Source organism: Mesorhizobium oxytropidicola (genome assembly GCF_056174625.1).
Genome location: NZ_JBWBWK010000002.1, coordinates 683,822 through 696,401, shown reverse-complemented (window position 1 = coordinate 696,401; position 12,580 = coordinate 683,822). Strand labels below are relative to the sequence as shown.

The window sequence follows — 12,580 nt, the reverse complement described above, 5'->3', positions numbered from 1 at the left end:
TGCTTCAGCGTGCCCATCGAGGGATCATGGCTATCAGGCAAGGTTGAGCAACGCCGTCCTTTCGACGGCGCCAAGGTGAGAAATTGAGGCTCCATCGGTTCGAACCCAATGGCAACGACCCATATTCCACACTCCCTTTTTATGCGACATGCGAAGCACAAATCATCAACATGGGATGACGGGGGTATGGGGTTCAAATTCGCCGCCAGGCGTCAGCTTCGCGCCTTCATACTGGACGCCTGGCAGGCTATTTCCAGGTCTCACAAGCGGACGGCAAAAGAAGCACCAGCGAGCCCTGCGCCAGGCGCGTTCTACACCCACGTGACGACGCCGCACTTTGTTTCTTGAAGACGCAGGCTCCTCAGCCGGCATGCGGCTCAGGAAGATGCTGGTGCATCGCAGATCCATGCCGAAGACAAGCATGCGCCCCACCCTGTAGAGAGAACGAAACGGTTAGAGCAGATGTAACTGGGCTTCCCGAGCGGGCTTAGAGCGGACGCAGTAGAATTCCTCAAGGCGGCCTATAAACTCACTCTGCCCCCCATAGCTAGGGTGACGAACCGCAGTTGCCTCAAGGCCGAGGTCCGCCAAAGCTGCTTGGGCATCGCGTCCAATGGCAACAAGATGTTTCGGCCGTAAGGTGTCGATCAGCGCTTCCAAAATGGGCTTGCACGCCAGTCGCTCGCTACGGGTATGACACCGATTTGTCATCGGCTCATTGGGGCCATGCGGATGAAACGGAAAGACGTTCCAGAGAAAGATCGGTTGTTCGATTGAACGCAGCATCTGCCACACAACGGTAGCGGTGCGCTCGGCCACGGGGGGGCCTTTGGTCGCTCTCATGAGTGGTTCGGTACCGAGAAGTTCTGCGTGCCAATCAAGATGCGCTTCGTCAGTTAATGCCAGGCCCGTTCGGCGGCCACCCCGATAGCCAAGATCTCGAGCAATCCAGAAGGACTGAACCCCCCTCTCGATTGCTGCATTTAAGACGGCTTCCAGGTTCCGACGGCGGACGGCTGGCGCATCTTTGGCGTCACACTCAGGGCACGCGTCGGCGTAGGGATTGAACGCGTTGGCAAAATGGTAGGACGCGAGTTCTTCGACAAAGTCAGCTGGTTTCATGGCGCAAGCTCCTCCACCATCATATCACGTTTGTCTAGATCAAGGATGAGGCGCCCACGTCGATACTGGCGCAAAAAGCGATAGGCGGCGTTTCCTTTCAGGATCGCTTCTTCCCAAAGCCACAGCGGGCACTGCTCCGCTTCAAAACCCTGGACGAAACTCCTCACGGTCTTCAGCAGGTTGAAATCAACCTCATCGCGTCCCTCGAAGAACTGATGTTCCTTGGCTCTCGCGAAAACGTAGGCCGCAACACCTTCTTCGAGAATAATCGCGCGGGCACCGTCCTCGCCGTCATCGACTTTGGTCTTGCTCTTACGTTTGAGCTTCAATAGGGCCCGAGTTACCGGCGACCAACCGAGGACGGCTGCATAGGCATAGTGAAAAGCGTCGTGAAAGCGATAGAAGTCTTCCACGACACTATTATCGGTCAGGCGGTCCCCGATATTGACGCCGTTGCAGCGCTGATAGACGTATTGTTTGGAGCCAGAATTGCGCTCGAAAATCTCAATCGCGAGCTTTCGAGGCAGCTGCTCCTCAGAGGGGAATTCCAGATCAAACAGCGGAGGCGGAATGCGGTCCGTTGGCCAGCGATCCTGCGCCTTCCGCAGATTGTGAACCGCCGCGTCTCCCAAGGTCACGCCTGCCTCGTTGGCCGCGTGCACCAAATTGCGGAAAATGATCTTAAGCTTTTGTGCAAAAGCGGTTGGGTCAACGTATGATAGGGCTTCACCGTCGCTATTGGTAAGATTGCCTACCGAATTAGCCAGTTTCAGAAGCGTTCGTGCGAATTCCGTCGTGGGCGCTGCAAGGTTAAGCGTCTGTTGCGGTTGCAGATTGACGAAGCGAAGCGCCTCGGTGGAGCCGGACTCGAATTCCTCTGCAATATCAGCTAGCCGGATATTGGCATGGGCTGCAATGACCGCCAGGTACCAAAGCGCATCACCGAACTCCTCGATGACACCGCTTTCGTACGAGTCGTAGGCCTTGGAGTCTCGCTGTTTCTTTTTCACCTCGCTAAGGAGACTGCCGGTTTCACCAAACAGTCCAAGGATTGGCAGGCTCAAATTTCTGGATTTCAGGCCTGTTCGATCCGTCTTGACCGCTAAATCTTGATATTCGTTTAGTGATAGAGTTGATCCATCCATCGCGAATCCCCCGCCAGACCAGATTGCCAGATGATCGCAGCGTAAGGAATCACAGAGGCTGAACTTCGGCGGGCTGTTGCTTGTCGGTAACAGGCAGTTCGGGGCGGTACGCTCGGTTGATCAGAGAACCGCAGTTGCGCTGAAGGCGCCAAACGCTTCAGCGTCACCAATGCCCAGGCTCATCGACATACCCGCGCTCGGGCAACGTCTCCAGCCAACCCTCTATAGCGGCCCGCTGTCCGTCGGAAAATCGGCATTTGTGGTATGGCCCTTTTTTGATCAGAAAACGCACGTGCTCCGGGATGATTGGAGCCGATTTCCCGAAATAAGCGAAGTCGGTCGCAAGCATGACCTTTTCCGTCTTACCGGTATCGCGTTCCCTGTTTCCGACACTCAGACTGCCATCGTCTTCGCTATGGAAAGAGTCGATCTGCTGGAATGTGCCGTCGTTCCCGGGGTGGTAGATGTTGTCGCCATAGCGATGCATCATGTTGCCGTTCATGTTTGGCTTTTTGCGCGCGAAGCGCGGATCTGACCAATAGCCGTCGAAGGAGGTGATTTCCGATATTCGCATCCAGTAGACGAGGCGGTCAGTAGCCTGCAGGTCAGTCGAGCCTGTTCCGATTATGAGGTCGCCTGCGCTCGCAAATTTTCGAATCAACGGCTTGCAATTTGCTAGCGTACATACGCCCCAGAACGGGTTCGGCGCAAAGCCAAGGTCATGTTCGACGACGTAGGAGTAGATTCGGGTCACGGCTCAGCACTTATTGCGTTTGATGCGAGGTTTTGGCCTTTGCTCCCCGCCTGGCTGTTCCCAGACATCCGTCTCGCCCTTAAGCGTCGGGGTCAAGACTTTGGAACCGCTGTCAACTGTGGTGGCGTATTTTCCGATCGATTCGGGGACACCGCCTGTACCCTCCTGGTCCGCGCGCAACCAAATTGCCACGACCCGAATGCCGGCGCCGGCAAACGCCATCGTCCGAGCATCAATGGTACCGCCGTCTTCTGGCGCGGCCGGAAGCCCGACGACGCCGATGTCAGTGTGCGGGTCGATCGAGGAAACAGCGTTCGGAACATCGTATCGTGGATTGTATCCTGCCGCTTGCAGGATCGCCTCGATTTTTGCGCGGTCGTCGTTATTGAGGTGTTCGTTGAAAACGTAAGCGTCGGCCATTCACGATCCTCCTAAGGCTTTAAAAGCCATGCTCGCAATGACGCCGGATATCGCAGCAACCGCAACACCGCCAGCAAGTGTCAGTATACCAAGTGCGTAGGAAATGCGTCGCTCGATTTGATCCATCCTTTTGTTGATCGAGTTGAGCGATGCGGTCTCGGTCGGGAGTAACCCCATCAGAGTTGTGTCGATCCCCCGAAATCCGGGTTTTTTCCGGGCATATTGTTCCGTCGCGCCATCGAGACGCGCAAACCAGATCAGGAAGGCGTCTTGGTCGCACCGCACCGTCACTGTCTGCGGTCCCGCGTTGAAGATAGCGAACAGAAGCTTTCCCTTGTAGCCCGGATCGACGTGAAATCCGCTTACATTCACAAGACCGCTATTTTTTAGCGTACTCTTCATGTTGATGAAGCCGAGGAGATCATGCGGCAGTGTTACGAACTCTCGCGTGGTCAAATAGGCGAACTGCCCGGGCGGTATCACGATAGGCGCCTTGTGCTCTAAGCGTTCAACCAGGCCCGGCTTGCGGGTGTCTCGACCTTCGGGGCTGATGAAAGCCTCGTCACCGATCCGCAGAGTATAGGCCGCGCAATCGACCCGCTGCGGGTCGAATGGCGCAATCCAGCCGCCGCCATGTTCAGCGATGAGGTCACCCGATAGAAACATCTACGTCTCCTGTGCGTAAACCTGCCTGCGCGCAAGCTGTCGTCGACGATCGTCTACGAGAGCGTCGAGATCAAAGCCAGCCGCTTTCGCGCTGCACACGATCCACTCTGAAAGCGCGGCGTTTGCGGCAAGGGCGATCGCACGGAATTCCTCGAGATGATCGATCTTCTCGCATGCGTCGGCGAAACGTCCAGCGTGGTCGGTAAAGGCGAGGTCGGAGATCGCATCCCCGATCAATCCTCCTGTTCCTACGTCCGGCAACGCTTGGTTCAGGGCATTTGCAGCGCTCAGCGCAACTAGAAACGCGTCGACAAGTGTTTCCCTTCTGGTTTTGACTTCGGCATCACCCCGAGCAAACCGTCCCGCGTATTTCGCGAAATGCAAGCCGTAATGCTTCAGGCGATCCAGGCGCGACAGCGACAATATATCGAAATGATTGCGCAAATCGTGCTCATGCTGTGCTCGCTGTCGCGTCCGCATCGAAATGCCGGGTTCCTCCGGGCTTGCTTGTCGATTCTCACCTGTGATCGGCGCCATTGTTATAGCCCGCCTCCGCCTGCTCGAGTAGATCATATGCTAGGATGCCGGCCATCAGCATGGCCTGGATCGGCTCGATTTCGGCGGAGACCGCTTTAGTCACTTCGCCAGCGTCATTTTCAAAGCGCTTGGCAAGCCGAAGAGCCTTTTCTTCTTCTCCCTCGATGCATCCGATAACGATGCGTTGGTCGAGAAAGTCCACTTCGATCTGTCCGATATCCTCAAAAGCCGGGAGCTTTGCGTCGTTCATAGGTTTATTCCTTTGTTTATTGCAGCGCTCGTAGATTTCGTCCACGGGCGCAGATTTATCGAGCGCCAACCGATGTTGCGCACTGCTGCGGTTCGACGAGGCAGTTAGGGCAGTTGGATCGTCGCAAGCTGTTATCAAATCGAAAACCTCGCCGCGTTGCAGGTCTGGATCGAGGCACGCATGCGTGGACTGGATTGTCAGCGTCCCAATGTCAAAACCCGTTTCGTTGGCGATGAACTGCAGCAGGCGGCCGAGGCCAATGAGATTACCAAGCGTGCGCTGGACGTAGTAGTGGTTGCGATAGACGGCCATCATGCTGAGCCGCCAGATATTTCCCTCGCGCTCGGGCTTCAGCTCGATGAAGCTCAAGCATTGCCGGTTCATTTTCTTGCGCAGATCGCGAGCCGGATCGAAGAGTGCGATCTCTGTCACGTTGCCGAAGAATTTCGCTTCTCCCCTTCTCATCGCCCGAAGCGTATCGATATTCGCGGAAAGCTGATTGACGGTTCCCGCACCCTTGCCGCTACCGGTCGGCCAAGCGACCATACGCTGAAAATAGCGACCCCACTCGCCCTGACGATGCATGCGGCGCTCGTAGACCTGCATGTAACGCTTCGTCAGCGCGTCGATGCCGTCGCCTTTATCAAGGGCGGCAGGGAAGATCGTATTGGCGACCGTGCTGACGCCGCATTTGTCATGATCGCGCAGGAACGCGTCGACCTGACACACAATCTCGTCCTCTCCCGGCGAGAACCCGGTCGGATCTTCGATATGGAGCATAAGCCCGTGTTGATCACCGTCGGCCTTGAGCCGGCGGGCTGCCCTAACCCATGCGGAGACCGGGGTGGGTGCGGGCGTCATGGGATTATACATCGTCGGATGCTCCATGTTGGATGACGAAGGCGCCAGCAAAGCGGCGGGTGAGGTAGGTTTCGGAGAACCAGGCGTGGCCTGCCCATCCCCATCCCGATCCCCAGGAGTTGCGCACAAGAAAATGCGGTACGCCGTTAACGTAGCCGTATCCGGCTAGGACGACCGCATGCGCCAGTGCAGGATCGATCGGAATATGATCCTCCTCCATCAGCGCCTCCCGTCCGATAAACCGTGCCGCCTGGTAAAACGCGGGCGAAATGAACAATGTCATGACGACAGGTGAACCCGAATCGATCTCAGAGCGCCAGCGATCAGAATCACTGCTGCGTTGGCCAGTATCACAGCGGACGACGACTGGGCGTTGGCCGGGCAGCTGATAGGGATTGGGGCAAACTTCGCGACCTTGATAAGGCCAGAACACCTCATCAGGTTGGCCGTCATTCAAGAGCGCCGTACAGGTCGCCTCAATCGTCGAGCCTTGGTCCGGCTGCAACCCGTCACGTCTCGTTGCGTGGTAGTAGAGCCATTCAGGAGACAACTGGCTTGGGTGCTTATGCGCCGCTCGGTGGGTGGCGCTCGCCGCGAAAGACAGGCAGGTTGGGCGGCGACCTTGATCGCGGGCCGGCTCAAGCTGCTTTCTCAGATCGGCGACGACATTCAACATCAGCGCGCACCGCCCGTGTGTTTGAACGAGGGGCGAAACAGTCCTGCATCGTGCGAATAGACAGGCCTGTAGTCGAACGACCAGCGTTTGGGATCGTCCTCCGGAGCCCACTGTCGGCGCTCCCACAAAGTATAGACTCCGTGCACGGTCGCATCGGAAGCACGCGCGAGCACATGTCGGATCGTAGGAGCCCCAACCACCCCTCCGGCGACCTGTTCGCGGCCATCTCTCAGTATCGCAAAACCAGCCATTTCCAGTTCGTCGAAATTCCAGACGTAACCGGCGTTACTGTCTTCCCGCAGCTTGACCACGAACAAGTCGTCCCGGCCGGCTTCGATCACCGTTCCCTCGTCTCGCTCCGTCAAGTGCCACACATCGATGTTTTGCGTGGACCCAATTGGATAGTCGGGCACGAGTGCACGCTTGATCGTCGCAGGTTGCGCTTTGACAAGCTGCGTCCGGATCCCGGCCCCAATAACCCTGTTGCGCACTAGCGCGTAGAGTGTCGCGCGATAGCTGGCGCCAACGCGCAAAGCCATTTGGTAGACGATGTCAGCATTCTGAAGATGCTGCGGCGTCCAATGGTGACGCTGCATGAGTGCCGTAATCAGCCCGTCAGGCACGAGAAAGTATGACGCGAAAGCATCGGCCTCTTGCTCGGCGGGTGGAAGGTTGATGTAGTCCCGAGCATGATCCGGCGACCGGCGCAGAATACTATCATCATCCGCATGGGGATCATGGTTCAGCACATGGTGGCCAAGCTCGTGGGCCGCGGTGAAGCGCTGTTGGCCAAGCGGACGACGCGTCGTCAGAATGATCCCTGGATTGCCGCCCTCGCGCAGATATGCCCCCAAGAGCGGTTCAAGCTTCCGGAAAAGCAAGGGGACGTTCTGTCTGTAAATCGAACCGAATACGTCCACGCGATGCCCTCGCGCGGCGCCTTGATCCAGGCCGAGGTCACGCTGCAGGCGAAGCGCTGCCCGCATGCCTTTCAGGACTGCGTCGCGCGTGGGCGCCCTAGCCATTCTTGTTCACCTTCGAACGGGAGCGCAGGAATTCCGCAAAGCTTGCCAACTCACCCCGTCGTTCTCTGACAGATCGCTCACTGTGCGCGCCAGGAATGCGACGTCTTCGGGCACGTGCTGCTCGAATTCGCCGGTAAACCAGGACGTGGGCCGCTCGTAGAGAGCGGCTAGGCTTTTCATTTCAAGGGCGCCGACACCCCTCTTGCCTGCCTCCATTTCCGAAATTGCCGAGCGGCGGACGTTCAGATGGTTCGCCGCTTCTTCTTGTGTGATGCCCACATATTCACGCGCGTCCTTGAGGCGCTTGCCGAGCTGAACGGCCTCGGGGTTTGGACCGGCAAATCCAACAGGGGTCCGTGCCATATTACACCTCCTCGTTTTCATGCTGGCTCACTCTCCACGCCTCACGACATGTCTCCATGACGGTCACGACGCAGTGTTCGACACTACGGAAGCCACCAGCTGGCATTACGTCGTCCGGAAGATTGAGTGCGAACTCTTCCTCGATACGCAAAACAACCCGGACCATCACGAGCGAGTCGACCGCAGGCTCCCATGCCGCGCGTGGAGCAGGACGGTCATTGATAGCCGTACTGATTTCATTTCGGATTGCGTCTTCAAACGTTCTAGCAGGGAACATGATGATACCTCGCATGTCCATTTATCCGACTCAAATCTAGCACATGTCTGAAAAACAGACAATAGGGCGCTGCATAACGCGGCTGATCTGAAGTTTCCTCCGACCCTACAGCCGCAGCGATGGTAGCTTTTCTAGTTTGGGAAATTCAAAGCAGATTGACCGCTTGCGGCCCAAAGGCTGCCTGTCTGAAATGCGCCTCAGTTGTCGTCGTTCGGGTGACAAATCGCCCACCTCGGAACCGGTCGTACAATTGGGAGCGCCATCGCGACTCCTGCCCGCCAAACGCGGGGGCGGGGTTTCCGCGTGGCTTGTCTAGCGATCGGACTCGGCCGCGAGCTTCCACGCGCCATCGTCCGCCATCTGCTCGGACAGCCGCTGCATCACGCAGATTACTTCGACGAGGCGCACGCCGTCGATCCGGCGCATGTGCATCGTCGGACGCCGGACTGCGATCAACTTCTGGATGTCATGGTCGAATTCAGTCTTCTCGACGAACACACAGCCGAACACGTCATCCCAGTTTTTCGTGCTCTGGATGATCCCTGACAGCTCACCCAGTTCGGTAAAATTGACCAGTGGTGCAAACGCTTCACCGCGCGCCATCGCCACCTTGCGAATCTCCTTCGCCTTGCCGATCAGGTTCGACGCGCGCAGCTTGAACCAGTCCGGACCGAAGCGCTCTTCGAGCTTGCGCTCGACATAGGCGCGAAGTTCCTGCTCGAACCGTCCGACCAACGCATAGGCATCCTTGCTGGTGCCGCGCGACTGCACAGTCATCGATACTTCGCCAAGCGTCACGACCGCCACGGCATTGGCTTCCGAGCGAAGTCCGACGGTCAGCCCGCTCTCGATCATGATCTCGAGCGCCATGCCGGGCTGGGCGACAATCAACCCTTCATCGACTTCGGCCTCGCGATACATGCGCTTGCGCACACGCCCGTCGCGCCAGAAATTTTCTGGAAGATCGACGCTCGTACGCCACTCGCCGAAGAGCGAATGATAGGCGTCGATCTGGAAATGGCTGCGCCGGTCGAACACTTCGCCAATACCGGCGAGCGCCGACATCTTGAGCTGGGTCGCCGCGAAATCGGCGTCGAACCGGGCGGTCAGCCCGAGCATTGCGCTCATCGTGGCTTGATCGATCACAGCCGAACCGACGAAGTTCTTGGCGATCGCGTCGCGCATGTCGCCGACAGCCGTGCCAAGGCCCCCGCCGAGCAGTTTGGTGATATCGGGGGTGTCGAACCGGCCGAGCGTGCTCGCCCATTGCGAGGTCTTGGCGATGTCACCGAACGGCCCGGCAAGCGAGGCGAGCAGCGATTTCTGGACGGCACGCTGCTGCTCTTCGAACTGCTTGACCGTCGATCCGATGCCGCCGAATGGTCGCATTGCTTCTTCGAACGTCCGCTGCGCCCCGCTGACGGTGCTCGCCAACAACGGATCGATCTTGAGCGGCTGCACGCCCTGGATCGCCGCAATCACCTTAGGATCAATTGACGGCATGATTGCGCCGATCCAGGCGAGCTTGGCATGGTCGATTGCCAACGGCTGGATCGCATTGAGCTTCGCGGCCAGCGCCGTGGACGGTTCGAGCATCTTGCGCATCACTTCCATGCGCGCGGTCTCGGCCGCTCCAAAGGCCGGGCCAAGCCCGAGCGCGACCTGCTGCGCAGGCGAATTGGCGTAATCGCGGGCCAGCTTTGCCGCAGGGGAAACGTAAAGCTCCCGCGCCATTTTGACCGACGGCGATTCCAGACACTCGCGGGCGAGGCGCTCGGTTGTGAGCTCGCGCGCGCCGCGAGCGATCTCTTCGGCAGCCGTCAGCGGCTCGCCTCGCGAGATTTTCGAGAGCTTGTCGCTAGCACTGTCGTTGTCATCCATCGCTACCGCCTGTTCCCTCGCACTTCGATCGGCGGCCGCGCGCCGCTTTGTCTATATACAGTCGGGCCCAGCTAGCGGCCAAGGCCAGCCATTCGACAACGGTCGAATCCTTGATGTGAATGGACGGCAGGTTTCGGCGATCCGGTGCTGACAGCCGCCGATCTGCGGCCCCTCACCGGTCGTTCCGTTGCTCCGGCTTAGTGGACGCTTCTGGCGCTACAGCCATCTTCGCCAAGCGCTACGGATACGAGCTGCATCTTCACACCAACCCCACCTTGAAATCCTCCAGAACCTGAGCCAGCCCTCGCGCGCCGAGAAGGGTCATAACACGCTTCGCCTGAAGCTTCGGTACCGCGCGATCGTAAATGGCAAGGTTGGTCGCCTGGTTGAGGCGCGAGGGATAAATGATCCCGTCGGGCTCGGATGGGTGCTCGTGAAACGCCAGTGACCACCGGCGTGCCAGGTTCTGGCGCTGTGCCCGAACGAGATCGGTCGGCACACCCATCCGAACGGCATTGTCGCCTCTGAGGTCGACCAGGCGTAGGTCTGCCTTGGTCGTGATCTCCGCATAGCGCCGTCGGGTCAGACTCCACCTGCTCCACCGGAAGATCGTCAAGGATTCCTTCGCGGCGGTCGCGGAGCACGGTCTCGAGGAAGCACACCTTCAGTGAGTCACCGAGGTAAAGAACGCCAAACCGGTTGGCATCAAGACGGCGTCGAGGATCGCTGAACCGGCTCGGCGACTTCCCGTATCCCAACGGATCGGGATAGGTGCTCCAGTAGATCCGACCAAACATCCGACCAGCGTATGGTCTCGATTTCGAGGTTTGCGCGCGCGAAATCGGGTGGAGGTGGAACGCCGCGCATTCAGTCGAAATCGCCCCTGGCCATGCCTTCCGCCGCGGCCAACACCAAGGCGCCATCGCCTTGTTGAAGGGCTCGAAGGCCGGTCCGCCCATCGAGGGCACCATGGCGCGACACGAGAAACCGATAGACGGCCCAGGCACTATTGCCCAACATGGCATGCAGCGCCGGCAATGCGCCGAAGGGACGACCGTCCTTGTCGAGCTGCCACACAGGAAAACGGAAACCGCGCTTGGCGCCCTCGATCCCGAGCACCTGCCCGCTCTGCCGCTTGGCATTGACCGTCACCCGAGACATGCCGAGCAGTTTGGCGAAGGCTTCCGCACTCAGCATGTCTTCACCGGCGACAATTTCGGCGACGCGCTTGTGGCCACGTTCGCGCGCCGCGGCAAGCGCCGCTTCAAGTTCAGGGTCTGGCTTGCCCGTGTTTTCGACGGGAAACACATCCGAAGCGATCGGCTGTTCCTCGACCGGCGTGATCGTCTGCGCACCAGCCGTAGGATCGACCTCTACCCGAAACGATACGCGATGGCCGATCTCGCGGCTGCCGAGGCGAAGCTCGCGAGAAACGGCCAACGAAAAGCCACCCCACCACGCGGCCCCACAACCACTGTCGAGTACCGGCTGCCGCTCAGCGGCAAGCGGCGCCGGCGTCCGAAGGCGGCGATGCCCCTGGACGCGCATGCCAGGATAGGCACCCTCTACTGCAGGGTGTGCTGACCGACATGCGAGCGCGCGGAGGCGTGTACAAGCGCGTTGATGCTGTCCGAAGCGAGCTTGATGACTGGGTTCAATGCGAACACGATCGGGCGGCCATGCCCGATGAGGTGTTTTTCGACCTCGACTACGGAGAAAATTCCGCCGGAGGAACGTCCAAAACTGGCGAACAACACATCGAGGACCTCCGCCTCGCACAGTCCGTCCTGACGCAACACTATCCGGATTGTGCGCCGTTGAGGGACCTCGTGGGAAAAATCGATCTTGCCGTCCTATCGCTCGAGAAGTTGAGGTGACGATGGCGGTCGTCCGGACCAGGCACAGGCGCTCTATTCGTCGGCGTCGGCATCACTCTCGCCGGGGCCCGAAAACCCCGGCATGATGTCGCCCGCCAGAAGCTTTTCCTTCGACAGCAGCCCCGCATCCTCGAGAGCCTCGAAGTCGGGAAGATCGCGCAAGGTTTCAAGCCCGAATTCCAGCAGGAACTGTTTCGTCGTCACGTAGGTATAGGGGGCGCCTGGCGTCGGGCTCCGCGGGCCGGAGGCGATCAGACCGAAGGAGCGCAAATTGCCGATAAGGTCGCGGCTGATCTCCTTGCCGAAGAATGACGACAGTTCGGCGCGCGTGATCGGCTGGAAGAAGGCAATGCACATCAAGACCAGCACTTCGGATTGCGTGAGGTCGACGGCGCGTTCGCTAGAGCCGACGGCCGTACGGATGGCGTCGGCATAGGCCGGCCGCGTCAGGTGCTTCCAGCCGCTGGCGACCGCGACCAGATCGTATGGCCGGCCCCGCAGCTCCTCGCGGATGTCGTCGATCAAAAGGTCGATGCTGCAGGTCTTGCCGACGATGCGGGTAAGCACCTCGCGGCTGACCGGTTCGCTGGCGGCGAAGATGGTTGCTTCGACGCGGTTCATCCATTCGCGCCAACGTACTTCTGGCGGCAGGTGATCCAATTCGCGGTCGAACAGGTGACCATCTGATCGCTCCTTCGCCCTTCTCCCCCTCGCCTGCTCCATGGT

Annotated in this window: 16 protein-coding genes and 1 pseudogene; 1 reads left to right on the top strand and 16 read right to left on the bottom strand. The window is 59.1% G+C overall.

Annotated elements, in window-relative coordinates:
* Positions 1-453 precede the first annotated feature (453 nt).
* The 15 genes and pseudogenes from AC0V8S_RS38935 to AC0V8S_RS38865 form a co-directional block, all read right to left on the bottom strand.
* Positions 454-1,122: a uracil-DNA glycosylase gene (locus AC0V8S_RS38935; RefSeq protein WP_475438939.1), complete on the bottom strand. Its 669-nt coding sequence runs from the start codon at positions 1,120-1,122 to the stop codon at positions 454-456.
* Positions 1,119-2,267 carry a nucleoside triphosphate pyrophosphohydrolase family protein gene (locus AC0V8S_RS38930; RefSeq protein WP_352887484.1) on the bottom strand — a complete coding sequence of 383 codons (1,149 nt, stop codon included), beginning with the start codon at positions 2,265-2,267 and terminating at the stop codon, positions 1,119-1,121. Before AC0V8S_RS38930 ends, AC0V8S_RS38935 begins: the two co-directional genes overlap by 4 nt.
* Positions 2,268-2,430: 163 nt before the next feature.
* A complete protein-coding gene (locus AC0V8S_RS38925; protein WP_475438938.1) occupies positions 2,431-3,021 on the bottom strand; it encodes an Nmad2 family putative nucleotide modification protein in 591 nt (196 codons plus the stop codon).
* A gap of 3 nt (positions 3,022-3,024) precedes the next feature.
* The gene (locus tag AC0V8S_RS38920) at positions 3,025-3,441 is read right to left on the bottom strand and encodes a hypothetical protein (RefSeq protein WP_475438937.1); all 417 of its coding nucleotides are present in this window, start codon (positions 3,439-3,441) and stop codon (positions 3,025-3,027) included.
* Entirely contained in the window at positions 3,442-4,107 is a 666-nt protein-coding gene (locus tag AC0V8S_RS38915; protein WP_475438936.1) for a dCTP deaminase, read from the bottom strand.
* A complete protein-coding gene (locus AC0V8S_RS38910) occupies positions 4,108-4,644 on the bottom strand; it encodes a hypothetical protein (RefSeq protein ID WP_475438935.1) in 537 nt (178 codons plus the stop codon). It abuts the gene before it with no gap.
* Positions 4,625-5,767 (bottom strand): hypothetical protein, encoded by a 1,143-nt coding sequence (locus AC0V8S_RS38905; RefSeq protein ID WP_475438934.1) that lies wholly within the window; start codon positions 5,765-5,767, stop codon positions 4,625-4,627. Before AC0V8S_RS38905 ends, AC0V8S_RS38910 begins: the two co-directional genes overlap by 20 nt.
* Positions 5,760-6,431, bottom strand: coding sequence for a C1 family peptidase (locus AC0V8S_RS38900; RefSeq protein ID WP_475438933.1), 672 nt, complete (start codon positions 6,429-6,431; stop codon positions 5,760-5,762). Before AC0V8S_RS38900 ends, AC0V8S_RS38905 begins: the two co-directional genes overlap by 8 nt.
* A complete protein-coding gene (locus tag AC0V8S_RS38895) occupies positions 6,431-7,456 on the bottom strand; it encodes an ImmA/IrrE family metallo-endopeptidase (protein WP_475438932.1) in 1,026 nt (341 codons plus the stop codon). Before AC0V8S_RS38895 ends, AC0V8S_RS38900 begins: the two co-directional genes overlap by 1 nt.
* Positions 7,457-7,462: 6 nt before the next feature.
* Entirely contained in the window at positions 7,463-7,819 is a 357-nt protein-coding gene (locus AC0V8S_RS38890) for a helix-turn-helix domain-containing protein (RefSeq protein WP_475438931.1), read from the bottom strand.
* Between the two features lies 1 nt (position 7,820).
* A complete protein-coding gene (locus AC0V8S_RS38885; RefSeq protein ID WP_475438930.1) occupies positions 7,821-8,111 on the bottom strand; it encodes an acyl carrier protein in 291 nt (96 codons plus the stop codon).
* A 297-nt stretch (positions 8,112-8,408) separates the two neighbouring features.
* Complete coding sequence (locus tag AC0V8S_RS38880) at positions 8,409-9,977, bottom strand: Swt1 family HEPN domain-containing protein (RefSeq protein WP_475438929.1); 1,569 nt, start codon at positions 9,975-9,977, stop codon at positions 8,409-8,411.
* A gap of 259 nt (positions 9,978-10,236) precedes the next feature.
* Positions 10,237-10,593, bottom strand: a complete 357-nt coding sequence (locus tag AC0V8S_RS38875; RefSeq protein ID WP_475438928.1) for an RES domain-containing protein — start codon at positions 10,591-10,593, stop codon at positions 10,237-10,239.
* 85 nt (positions 10,594-10,678) lie between these two features.
* Positions 10,679-10,774 (bottom strand): annotated as a pseudogene (locus AC0V8S_RS38870) (RES family NAD+ phosphorylase); the annotation flags it as partial.
* A 70-nt stretch (positions 10,775-10,844) separates the two neighbouring features.
* Positions 10,845-11,417, bottom strand: a complete 573-nt coding sequence (locus AC0V8S_RS38865) for an XRE family transcriptional regulator (protein WP_475438927.1) — start codon at positions 11,415-11,417, stop codon at positions 10,845-10,847.
* A 149-nt stretch (positions 11,418-11,566) separates the two neighbouring features.
* Here AC0V8S_RS38865 and AC0V8S_RS38860 point away from each other — a divergent pair, with 149 nt between their 5' ends.
* Positions 11,567-11,854 carry a DUF5623 domain-containing protein gene (locus AC0V8S_RS38860; protein WP_475439185.1) on the top strand — a complete coding sequence of 96 codons (288 nt, stop codon included), beginning with the start codon at positions 11,567-11,569 and terminating at the stop codon, positions 11,852-11,854.
* A 33-nt stretch (positions 11,855-11,887) separates the two neighbouring features.
* Here AC0V8S_RS38860 and scpB read toward each other — a convergent pair whose 3' ends face one another.
* A complete protein-coding gene (gene scpB / locus AC0V8S_RS38855; protein WP_258598848.1) occupies positions 11,888-12,577 on the bottom strand; it encodes an SMC-Scp complex subunit ScpB in 690 nt (229 codons plus the stop codon).
* Positions 12,578-12,580: the final 3 nt, after the last annotated feature.

What these genes read in the sequence shown, in the direction of transcription:
- AC0V8S_RS38935 (WP_475438939.1), bottom strand. Translation starts at nt 1,122, where the DNA reads ATGAAACCAGCTGACTTTGTCGAAGAACTCGCGTCCTACCATTTTGCC.
- AC0V8S_RS38930 (WP_352887484.1), bottom strand. Translation starts at nt 2,267, where the DNA reads ATGGATGGATCAACTCTATCACTAAACGAATATCAAGATTTAGCGGTC.
- AC0V8S_RS38920 (WP_475438937.1), bottom strand. Translation starts at nt 3,441, where the DNA reads ATGGCCGACGCTTACGTTTTCAACGAACACCTCAATAACGACGACCGC.
- AC0V8S_RS38915 (WP_475438936.1), bottom strand. Translation starts at nt 4,107, where the DNA reads ATGTTTCTATCGGGTGACCTCATCGCTGAACATGGCGGCGGCTGGATT.
- AC0V8S_RS38910 (WP_475438935.1), bottom strand. Translation starts at nt 4,644, where the DNA reads ATGGCGCCGATCACAGGTGAGAATCGACAAGCAAGCCCGGAGGAACCC.
- AC0V8S_RS38905 (WP_475438934.1), bottom strand. Translation starts at nt 5,767, where the DNA reads ATGTATAATCCCATGACGCCCGCACCCACCCCGGTCTCCGCATGGGTT.
- AC0V8S_RS38900 (WP_475438933.1), bottom strand. Translation starts at nt 6,431, where the DNA reads ATGTTGAATGTCGTCGCCGATCTGAGAAAGCAGCTTGAGCCGGCCCGC.
- AC0V8S_RS38895 (WP_475438932.1), bottom strand. Translation starts at nt 7,456, where the DNA reads ATGGCTAGGGCGCCCACGCGCGACGCAGTCCTGAAAGGCATGCGGGCA.
- AC0V8S_RS38890 (WP_475438931.1), bottom strand. Translation starts at nt 7,819, where the DNA reads ATGGCACGGACCCCTGTTGGATTTGCCGGTCCAAACCCCGAGGCCGTT.
- AC0V8S_RS38885 (WP_475438930.1), bottom strand. Translation starts at nt 8,111, where the DNA reads ATGCGAGGTATCATCATGTTCCCTGCTAGAACGTTTGAAGACGCAATC.
- AC0V8S_RS38880 (WP_475438929.1), bottom strand. Translation starts at nt 9,977, where the DNA reads ATGGATGACAACGACAGTGCTAGCGACAAGCTCTCGAAAATCTCGCGA.
- AC0V8S_RS38860 (WP_475439185.1), top strand. Translation starts at nt 11,567, where the DNA reads ATGCGAGCGCGCGGAGGCGTGTACAAGCGCGTTGATGCTGTCCGAAGC.
- scpB (WP_258598848.1), bottom strand. Translation starts at nt 12,577, where the DNA reads ATGGAGCAGGCGAGGGGGAGAAGGGCGAAGGAGCGATCAGATGGTCAC.